General features: G+C 46.3%; 5 protein-coding genes and 2 pseudogenes. 3 read left to right on the top strand and 4 right to left on the bottom strand.

Annotation, left to right across the window (positions count from 1 at the left end; genetic code table 11):
- A pseudogene (locus HRU42_RS14605) lies at positions 1-541 on the bottom strand (hypothetical protein); the annotation flags it as partial.
- 1,088 nt (positions 542-1,629) lie between these two features.
- On the opposite strand from HRU42_RS14605, the pseudogene HRU42_RS14600 reads away from it, so the two are divergent.
- Positions 1,630-2,441 (top strand): annotated as a pseudogene (locus HRU42_RS14600) (iron-containing alcohol dehydrogenase).
- A 288-nt stretch (positions 2,442-2,729) separates the two neighbouring features.
- On the opposite strand, the gene HRU42_RS14595 reads toward HRU42_RS14600, so the two are convergent.
- The 3 genes from HRU42_RS14595 to HRU42_RS14585 form a co-directional block, all read right to left on the bottom strand.
- Positions 2,730-4,775, bottom strand: coding sequence for a sodium:proton antiporter (locus HRU42_RS14595; protein WP_295032054.1), 2,046 nt, complete (start codon positions 4,773-4,775; stop codon positions 2,730-2,732).
- A 147-nt stretch (positions 4,776-4,922) separates the two neighbouring features.
- Positions 4,923-8,048, bottom strand: a complete 3,126-nt coding sequence (locus tag HRU42_RS14590) for an efflux RND transporter permease subunit (protein WP_295032053.1) — start codon at positions 8,046-8,048, stop codon at positions 4,923-4,925.
- A 145-nt stretch (positions 8,049-8,193) separates the two neighbouring features.
- Positions 8,194-9,372, bottom strand: a complete 1,179-nt coding sequence (locus tag HRU42_RS14585; protein ID WP_295032052.1) for an efflux RND transporter periplasmic adaptor subunit — start codon at positions 9,370-9,372, stop codon at positions 8,194-8,196.
- Between the two features lie 459 nt (positions 9,373-9,831).
- Between HRU42_RS14585 and HRU42_RS14580 the strand changes: the two genes are divergently transcribed.
- Together HRU42_RS14580 and HRU42_RS14575 are read left to right on the top strand one after the other, a co-directional pair.
- The gene (locus tag HRU42_RS14580; RefSeq protein ID WP_295032051.1) at positions 9,832-10,194 is read left to right on the top strand and encodes a cytoplasmic protein; all 363 of its coding nucleotides are present in this window, start codon (positions 9,832-9,834) and stop codon (positions 10,192-10,194) included.
- Between the two features lie 228 nt (positions 10,195-10,422).
- Complete coding sequence (locus HRU42_RS14575; protein WP_295032050.1) at positions 10,423-10,647, top strand: hypothetical protein; 225 nt, start codon at positions 10,423-10,425, stop codon at positions 10,645-10,647.
- Positions 10,648-10,832 lie beyond the last annotated feature (185 nt).

Below are 10,832 nucleotides of genomic sequence, written 5' to 3'. Positions count from 1 at the left end.
TGGGATTGTCCACGGGCACGCCATTGGTATTGTCCACGGTCACGCCATTGGTATTGTCTACGGGCACGCCATTGGGATTGTCCACGGGCACGCCATTGGTATTGTCTACGGAATCGACTGGAATTAACTTCAGCAGGGATAAGCGATAGTGTAAGTATTGAGTCTTGCCGATCTGATAATCACCGACTATCTCCATATCGCCCGGCAGCACGCGAAGAATGAATAAACAGCCAGATTCACTCAAGATTTTCAGCGTCAATTCATCTTGATAGTCATAGGGTAGATACAAACTAACCTCAGGTTCATCCAGATAGGTATGCTGAAAACCATGCAAGCCTAAGGTCCATGGCTTAGCATCGAGTTCATGAATACGCCGTTGCAGATACCCGGCATCGATCTCACCTCGTGTATCGACTAATTTATCCAGCATACACCTCAATACTCCCTCCCTGTCCTGTGCAGGGATACGGATATTCTGGCCACTGAAATTGATAAACTCGGCACCGACGCCCTGCAGATACAGTAACTTTTCCAGCCCCATCCTCGTCGTCCTTATACGAAATGAATATATTCAATGACATTCATGGCAACAGAAAACACCAGAGTGAGGTATATTAATGTCAAACAGATGACAGAGAAGTTTCTATAAAAATAAAACCAACACAAAGTAAAGTAGCACAATGACGATATGTAAATAGTAAATAACTACTATTTACCAAGAGAACATTAAAATCTAAAAACAACGAGCGCAAGTACAAGCAACCAAATAAACCAATACAGTTGACTATATTAACAATTAATTTAATTTAAAGAAGTCTTTTTTATAATCATTATTATAATCAAGTCAATAAAAGCAGTAACAATCTAAGTATACAGATGTATTTAAACTTCATCAAACCCGTTAGCCAGACAAGTGCACCGAATAATAACCATTAACTTTCAACCAGTTACAAGCGAGCCAGAATAAGACTCACGATGAGTGCAAATCAGCTTAAATTCTTAACCAGGCAAAGCTAATACATTCAAGCTGATATCTAATCAAGTTATAAGCTTATAGTTAAAATCATATACACTTACACTCTGCACATAATTAAAAACTCTTTCCCATATAAAAGACAATGATAAAACAAAATCGACAACCCCCAGCAAAATACAGAACACAACAAACATAAAACTATTTATTTAAAATTTAAATCTAAAATAGGTTTCATCCATCAGGTGAGATGAGGCAAGAAGAACAAAAATATCAACCCCCTCTTAATAGCTATGTTTTATATTTAATATAAGTATTTAGTCATACATATTGTATTTAGATAGATAAATAAATAACACTAAAACCCAACAAGCCAGCCATGATTAATATAGCGAATCGACCACCACTGGCTTCAAGAAAAGGTTAAAACGGTCAGCCTTTATCGACATCATATCTAGAGTTAATTGACCCAAGAGGAATAATTCTCGCCTCGGTCATAAATTTACAGATTTAGTAACCAAGCTCAAAGTTTCGCACAAAGATTGCCCTTACCCGCGCCGTTTTAGAGCTGGCTCACACCTTTAAGCCAACAATATTGGTAATTTGGTGATCAGAAATGATAACAATTTTTAACTTCCGAACATAAAGGTGATTTCATGGCTGCTAAATTTTATATCCCATCTGTCAATGTACTAGGCAAAGGTGCCGTCGACGATGCCATAGGTGATATCAAGACCTTAGGTTTTCAACGCGCACTCATTGTTACCGATAAACCCTTAGTAGAGATAGGCTTAGTCGGCCAGGTCCAGAGAAGTTAGCCGCCGCAGGCATAGTGATAAGCATCTTCGATGACGTACAGGCAAACCCAACTTGCGGCAATGTCGAAGCGGGCCTTAAGCTCCTCAGAACCAATGATTGTGATTTTGTCATTTCTCTCGGTGGTGGCTCGCCACATGATTGTGCCATCAAGGCAATAGAACTGATAAAGGCTAACCTGATCGAGGCGGTGGACAACGGCCAAAATATCGATGCCCGTGACCAGATGGCTTATGCCCAGTTCCTGGCTGGAATGGCATTCAATAACGCCAGTTTAAGCTATGTCCATGCCATGGCTCACCAGCTAGGCGGCTTCTACGATTTACCACACGGGGTTTGCAATGCCCTGTTACTCCCCCATGTTCAACAGTACAATGCACGAGTCGCCGCGCCCCGCCTGAAAGACGTGGCCAAGGCCATGGGCGTGGATGTATCGGCCATGAGTGATGAGCAAGGTGCGACAGCAGCAATTGCAGCCATTCAAACACTGGCAGCCGCGGTTAAGATCCCTGAGAATCTAACTCAACTGGGTGTCAAAGCCGAAGATATCCCAACACTGGCTGAGAACGCTCTGAAAGATGCATGTGGTTTTACCAATCCTAAACAGGCTACACACGCAGAAATCTGTCAGTTCTTCACTAATGCGCTCTAATACGAGAGTAAATTGACTGCTAAGCCGTCAGTAATTAGCCTATCTCCGAATGGGCTTTTTAAGACCAGATACACATGATAAGCATTCATATTCATTGTAAATACATGGGCTTGATTATTCTGGATGGTAAATTTGTGACTTATCCCTAGCCAAGAAGTATACATTTGTTATAGGCTGGTGAAAGTTAGCTTTTTCCCTGCAAAGAATCAGCAAACTGCAAGGCCCGCTCACTTTTTAAGTGGCGGGCCTTGCTTATTTTTACGAGCTAAAACACAGAAATATTGAGCTTCAGACTAGCCGATTCAGTTTCTTGCTCTCATGCATCTTGAGCTCTACCGCTTCGATAAGCTTCTGTGCATCGACTTCCGATATCATGCCTTCATGGGTCAAGTCCTGGATCTTCTTACGTTCGGTATTGAGCAATATCCTTAAGGCCAGATAGGACTCTACCCGCTCAACCAGATGAGGCGAGTCCTGACGAAAATCATTCAAGGTGTTATCGGCAAATTGATTAACCTGACTGACTTGCTGCAAGACTTTTTCTAACTGAGCAGCCTCTAAAGACAAACTAGGGGCGAGTTCGAGAATATAAGCACTCGCCTCAAACAAGCCTCTGGCACTCTCGAAGGTGATCACATGTTGCCTATAACTCGCGGCTCGAGCATAGGGTCCTATGATAGGCATGTTTGTACACTGACTCGCCCATTTAGGTATCTGCCAATGCTTGGTAATGGACGGTCTGGGCCAGATCTGCGGCGTTCCATCTAACGCCTTCTCTATTGCGCCTATTAGTATATGGGTCGCATCTTGGCTAAGGAGGCCCTTGGCAAATTGATTCCAGTAAAATTGCCGCTCAGATTCCAGTAATTTTCTTTGATACTCCACCTGAGTGTCTATGCTTGCTTCCTCCTTATAGGGAGTTGCAACGGTGACAATATTGCGATCGACCATCGACCAATTAACCGCCTGCAAGTGTTCATCTTGTTTAAGGCTCTCTCTTATCTTGGCGATTTCATCGGAGATCTTATGCTGTACCTTAGCAAAGGTCTTCTGCTTGGCCTTCGGCAATTTGTCGAGCCCAAGCTTCGCCATCACAAAGCGCATACTCGAGCCGTTGACTACTATGGTGAGGACCACAATACCCGCGGTAAGAAACAGCACCTGATCCCTTAACTGAATATCTAAAGATTCGTTGGTCGCCACGATTAAAGCCAATGCTAATGAGACCGCGCCGCGCAAGCCCCCCCATATCAAGACGATTGATTTTTCCTTGGTCAAGCCTATGCCGATTCTGGCTAATATCGGCATAAATCCGACGATCACCATGGTCCTGATCACCAGTATTCCGACAAAAATTATCGCTAAGTATTGCCAATTAGCGAGATCGGCGAGTCCGAGTCGAGTCGATATAACCAGACCCACTAAGATGAAAATCAGGGTGTTAAATAGATAAGACAAGGTGTGCCAGAAATGACGCAGATGCTCCATCACCTCGGGGGAGAAACGGGTTCGACCGGGTCCTGCATAGATGAGTGCCAGAGTGACCACACTCACCACTCCCGATGCATGAAACACATGTTCAGCCAGATAAAACACCAGATAGGGTAAGACCAGGGTCAGTGCGATTTCAATTAGACTGTCATTAAATAGTGAACCGATAAACATCAGGCTAATTGCCGCAACCAAGGCACCGATAAGCACTCCTAGGCTAACAACCCGGGTAAACTCGCCTATCACATGGATGAAACTCAGCTCGGCCTGTGCCTGAGTCGCTAGCCCCAAAAACAAGGTAAATAAGACGATGGCGGTACCATCATTGAGTAATGATTCCCCTTCGATCAAGGTTTGTAGCCGCGCTCGCGAGCACATCTCTTTTAGCAAGGACACCACGGCAACTGGGTCCGTCGCGCTGACAATTGCGCCAAACATCAAGGCTGCGCCTACCGACCAATTCCAAGGTAGCACACTTAGGCTCAACAGGGCGGTGATCCCAGTGCACAGCACCATTCCCGGGATGGCCAACAGGGCAATTTGGGAGAACATGCGCTTAAACAGATGAACCTCTAACGAAAAAGCCGACTCGAATACCAGAGCCGGTAAAAAAATAAACATGATAAGGTTGGCGTCTAGCTGACTGGCAAGCAAAAAGGATGATTTAAGTTCGTGCAAGAAGGGGTTATTAACTTCGTAATCCAGCACAGAACCAATCAAGATCCCTAAGATTAATAGGGACACAGAGTATGGAATTGCCGTATTTTTCAATAGTCTGCGTAACAAGATACCTAATATTATCGCCACCACAAAAAATACTAACAGCTGTAAGGTCATTTGCATGTGCACTGCATCACCTCGGCATTAGTAGCGTCTATTAAAAGTAGCTCTAAACCAGCAATTAATCACCCTATTAGCCGCACACAAAAAAAGGCTCAGGATGTGAGTCCTGAGCCTGTTGGCTTAGCTTGTTGCCATTTACACTTAGACTTAGCTTATTTCCGCCTTAGCCTTAGCTTTAAACTTCTCCCGCATCGTTTGCATCATCACATAGAAGACAGGAACTAGCAGGGTGCCTACGATAGTGGCCGCCAACATACCACCAAATACCGAATACCCTAGGGCGCGTCGACTGCCGGCACCAGCGCCAGTGGCGATAATCAGAGGTAACACCCCGAGCAAGAAGGAGAAGGCGGTCATCAATACCGCACGGAATCTCAATTTTGCAGCCGTCTCACCCGCCTCGAGAATGCTCTTGCCCTCTTCACGCAGTTGCTTGGCAAACTCCACAATCAAGATGGCGTTTTTACACGCCAGACCGATCAAGAGCACCAGACCTATCTGCGCATAGAGGTTCAAGTCTGAGCCCATCAACCAGATATTTAGAAATGCCCCCAATACCGCAATTGGCACGGCCAGGATAACCGCGAAGGGTATGGTCCAGCTCTCGTATTGAGCCACCAAGAACAGGTAGGTAAATACCAGCGCCAGGGCAAAAATCAAGGGCGCCAAGTTACCCGCCTTGATCTCTTGGTAAGTTTGGCCAGTCCACTCATAGGTATAACCCGTAGGCAGAGTCTCATGAGCCGCACGTTCCATGGCGGTAATGGCATCACCCGAACTGTAACCTGCTGCAGGGAAACCATTGATGGTGGTCGAGCTAAACATGTTATATGAGGTCATCACATCAGGCCCCAATATCGGTGTCACTGTCACCAGTGTACTCAGAGGGATCATCTCTCCTGTGTTAGAACGAACATAGAAACGCGAGATGTCTTGTTCAGAATTACGGAACTCTCCCTCGGCCTGTAAGATCACTCTAAATACCTTGCCGTAACGGTTAAAATCGTTGACGTACATGGAACCCAGCATAGTCTGCATGGTTGAGAAGATCTCATTGAGGGAGATCCCCAACGCCTTGGCCTTATCTCGGTCTACATCCACATACATCTGCGGTACATCGGCGCGGAAATTACTGAATGACATGGCGATTTCAGGTTGCTCGTTGGCCTTCATGATCAAGGCTCGCATCACAGAAGCCAGCTCCTGAGGCGTGCGTCCCTGAGTATCTTGCAGCACAAACTCGAAGCCACCGACACTACCCACACCGGGTATAGGCGGCAGTGAGAATGCCATGGCTTTCACCGAAGGATTGGCCGCATACTTGGCCTGTAACTTGATAACGATCGCCGCCTCGACCATGTCTGGGGTATCTCGCTCCTCCCAGCTTGAAAGTGTCACGATCATCAAGCCACCATTGGAGGCAACCGAACCGGACAAGATACTGAAACCACTGGCATGGATCACATTCTCGACCCCAGGCTCGGCTAATGTTAATTCGACAAGCTCCCTCATCACCTCCTCGGTACGGTTGAGTGACGCACCATCCGGTAGCTGAATATCCACCATGAAGGCCTTCTTATCTTCCATAGGCACGAAACCTGAGGGCAAGATGTTAGCTACGCCTCCTGTTACGGCGAGCAGGCCTACATACACGACTAAGACTAGGGAAAGCTTACGCGTCAGGGATGAAACCAACTTCATGTACTTGCCGGTGACACGTTCAAAATATTTATTGAAGGTGGCATGAAAGCCTTTAGTATGCTTCTTGGGCCGTCTAAGAAGGGAAGCACACAGAGCCGGGCTTAATGTCAGCGCGTTGAGCGATGAGATCAGCACCGAGATACATATGGTCACTGAGAATTGGGCGTACATCTGGCCCGTGATCCCAGGCATCACAGCCGTTGGGGCAAACACGGCTAGCAAGACTAATGTGGTCGCAATGATCGGACCAGTGACCTCTTTCATCGCCTTAGATGTCGCTTCTTTGGGTGATAACCCCTCATCTTCCATCAAGCGAGTGACGTTCTCCACCACCACAATCGCATCATCGACCACAATACCGATAGCTAAGATCAGGGCGAACAGAGATACCGTATTGATGCTCATGCCAAAAACCAGCAAGAAGGCAAATGTACCGATAAGAGACACAGGAATAGCGATGGCAGGTACCAGAGTCGAGCGTACATCCTGCAGGAAGATAAACACCACTAAGACGACCAGCGCTATGGAGATAAACAGGGTCTGCACGACCTCCTTGATCGACGTTTCAACAAACTCAGTGGTGTCATAGAGGACCTCATATTCCAAGTCTCTAGGAAACTGCTTCGACAATTTATCCATCTCGGCCTTAATCGCCGCACCGACCTCTAGTGCATTGGCATCTGGCGATTGATAGACAGCAATGATGGCGGAAGGTTTATTATTAAGCTTACCTTGGGCATCATAGGTCTGGGAGCCGAGCTCCACTCGGGCGATATCGCCGACGATAACTTTAGAGCCATCATTGTTGGCGCGGATCATCACTTCACGAAACTCTTGGGGATCCTTCAAGCGCCCCTTGGTTTGTAGTGTGTACTGAAATTGTTGCTCCGGATCCACAGGGGCTGCGCCGATACGGCCCGCCGCGACCTGAATGTTTTGTTCCTCTAGTGAGGCGATGACGTCCGATGCTGTCACCCCGAGACTGGCCATCTTATCCGGGTTCAACCAGATACGAATGGCGTAGTCTAGCGCTCCTATCACCTGCACTTTAGACACACCATTTTGACGCGCTAAAGAGTCGGTGATATTGAGGCCGGCATAGTTGGTGATAAACAGCGAATCGAATGTCTCTTGGGGAGATGTCAGGTTCACCACCATCAAGATATTCGGGCTCTGTTTCTCTACCGTGACACCCTGGCGCTGCACCTCAGCAGGTAGCCTAGGCATGGCCTGTTGTACCCGGTTTTGTACTTTCACCTGAGCCATATCGGCATCGGTACCCACAGCGAATGTCACACTCAAGGAGTAGCTGCCATCGTTGGCACTCTTAGACTCCATATAGAGCATGTCTTCGACGCCGTTCACTTCCGCTTCCAGCGGCTGAGCTATGGTGTCTCTGACAATATTGGCGCTGGCACCGGAATAACTGGTCGACACATTAATCTGCGGCGGGGCTATCTCAGGAAATTCCGATACCGACAAGATCGGAATAGAGATCAGGCCAACAAGGGTCAGTACCGTCGAAATAACGAAGGCAAACTTGGGCCTGTTTATAAAAAAATCACTAATCATGACATTCCCCTGTTAACCAATAGCAAAGGCAAACTTGGGAGCAAGCCAATAAAAAAATCACTAATCATGACATTCCCCTGTTAACCAATAGCAGAGGCAAACTTAGGACCAAGCCAATAAAAAAATCACTAATCATGACGTAGTCCTACTTAGCATCGCTGGCATTGGGTGTAGCTTGAGTATCTTGAAATGGCACAATTTCTTGCTCGACTGCATTAACCTTGATACCCGGACGAATTTTCTGTAAGCCATCGACTACGATACGCTCGCCATCTTCGAGACCGCTAAGCACACGCCAGTCGATACCGAAACGTTCACCAAGCTCGACGATGCGCTTCTCGACTTCATCTTGTTCATTGAGCACCATGACGAAACGCCCCTGCTGATCTTCCTGTACTGCGGCTTGAGGAATGAGTAGGGCTTTCTCTTTGATGGGGGATTCGATTATCAGGGTCACAAACAGACCTGGCAGCATTAATTTAGCATCATTCTTGAAGGTCGCTCTTATGGGTAAGGTGCCCGTCGCCGCATCGACCTTATTGCTGATAAAATCGATATAACCCGTCTCATCAAACATAGTGCCATTAGGCAGACGCAGGCTTATCACGATATCTGAGATCTCTGCTTCACGTTTGCTGGCCTGGGAGAAATTCTGCTTGGCCGAGATTAGTGTCTTCTCTGCGACCTGAAAGTTAACCCACATAGGTTGTAACTGAACCAGGTTCGCCATCTCTGAATTTGGCGTGATGATGTCTCCGATGCTGACTTTAGCATTACTGATGCGGCCTGAAATGGGCGCATAGACCTTGGTATAGCTGAGCTGTAATTCTGCCCCTTGCACGGCGGCTTCGGCTTGTACCACACCGGCTGCGGTGGTGAGTTTACGAGAGGTTAACTCATCCATATCTTGAGCACTGATCATGCCATCGGGAAGCAGTCTTCTACCACGTTCCCAATTCATCACCGCCACATCTCTCGATGCGAATGCCTGTTTGAGCACCGCTTTTTGCTGAGCTAACTGGGAAATATAATTGGCAGGGTCGATCTCAAATAACAGGTCGCCGGCACTAACATCATCCCCCTCAATAAACACACGCTTGAGTAATTGTCCCTGGATTTGAGACTTGATAGTGACATCTTCAGATGCCCTGGTACGCCCTACTATCTCGGACTTAGACTGAATTTCTTTGGTACTAGCTGTATTGACTATCACACTGGGAAGCATAGGGGCTTGAGGCGCCGGAGCCTCTCCACAAGCCGTGAGTTGCGCTGCGGTAATGAAAAGAGCGCACCATTTTAACATTGAAACGGTTCTGGCTAGCATTTAAGCCTCCGGTAGAGTTTAGATATTTAATTTTTATCCTGAAATTATAAGCAGATATATGCGGCATTAATAGTCAATCATAGGTTTATTTCACAATTCATTAATCACCAAGTGTTCACTCACTGCCTCCTTGATAAATTAAGTAACATCTAACCGTACATATGTATCCTAAGTAATTGCAGTGTAAGTGATGAGGTCATGCCACTGGATCGTCAATTAGCTGTTGCTTTATTAACCGAAAACGAAACAAGAGAGATAAATAGTCAAAAAGTGAGATCTAGCACAAGGTTATCAGGGTTTGAGTCATGCTAAAAAAGAGTTACAGCAAGTTCACTATTCTCATTAAGCACAGACAGACCAGAGAAAGTAAACTTACATGAGTAAAGACGAAATAAAGTTGACCGATCAGAAAAGCAATGTCTATGATGACATTAGTACTCGCAAACAAGTAGGTAATATATGACAGCAATTTCACATGTATACAACTATACCGTTCGATGCCCACACGTTAAAGATCCTGCCCACCCCACAACATGGCAAAACCATATTGAGTTTAATCAATCTTGCGAAATTGGATTAAGCCGAATCACCAAATGGCACGGCCGCTCAGGCAACCGTATCTTCGAGCTGGACGGATTCGTCGTCAGAGAGGCTGAGACTGAGAGCGCTTATTTCTCTATGCAAAACAAACGAATTAAAAACGACGGTCATGTGCTGGTGACCATAAAAATCTTCATGGATGAGTCGACCAAAGATACCTCGGTACAAGAGATCATGCAGCACTTGATAGTCGATCTTGATGAAAAACTAGTTAACCTCTAGTCTACTAATACCTATCGGTATGGAGCCTGTGGGCTAAAACCCAAATGCTTAATGTACACTGCCTCTTTTATGAGGCAGTGTACGCTTTAAGACTTAATAACCAATAACTTCCCAAATTCTCCACAAAATACCTGCGTCCCGAGTCCATAACAAGAAGCTTGTTTCTCTTTCGGCCACGGCCTTAAACCGCTACAGTAGCCCTGACATCTAACCTTGAGTATTTTAAAAATGAAATTATCCCTGATGCTTCTAGCGGTTGTTATCGGACTGACTGGCTGCGCCGACCTACAAGATGCAGGACGCAGCATTGGCCAAACCACCAAAGAAATCACTACTGAGATAGGTCATGCTACGAGAGACGCGACTAAAGCCATTGGCCATGCCTCTCGTGATGCGGTCAAATCGGTTAAAGAAGACTTAAGCGATGAAGGTGACAAAAACAACAATGCATAACACGTTGGGGCCTAGCCCCTCGCTTTAACACCCCCTGACACACCCCATAAACTTAACCCTCGCCAGGGACTCAAGGCAATAGCCAGAGACAGGATAACAAACAGGGAGGCAATGATGATAAAGGCCAGACCGAATTTATGCATGGCGTAAGCTGTGATCCCCGCCACCAAAAATATTGCCCTCTC

The sequence above is a fragment of the Shewanella sp. genome (genome assembly GCF_013214165.1).
Taxonomy (GTDB): Bacteria; Pseudomonadota; Gammaproteobacteria; order Enterobacterales; family Shewanellaceae; genus Shewanella.
The sequence above is the reverse complement of the archived record's forward strand: the minus strand, read 5'-3'. Positions and strand labels throughout refer to the sequence as shown.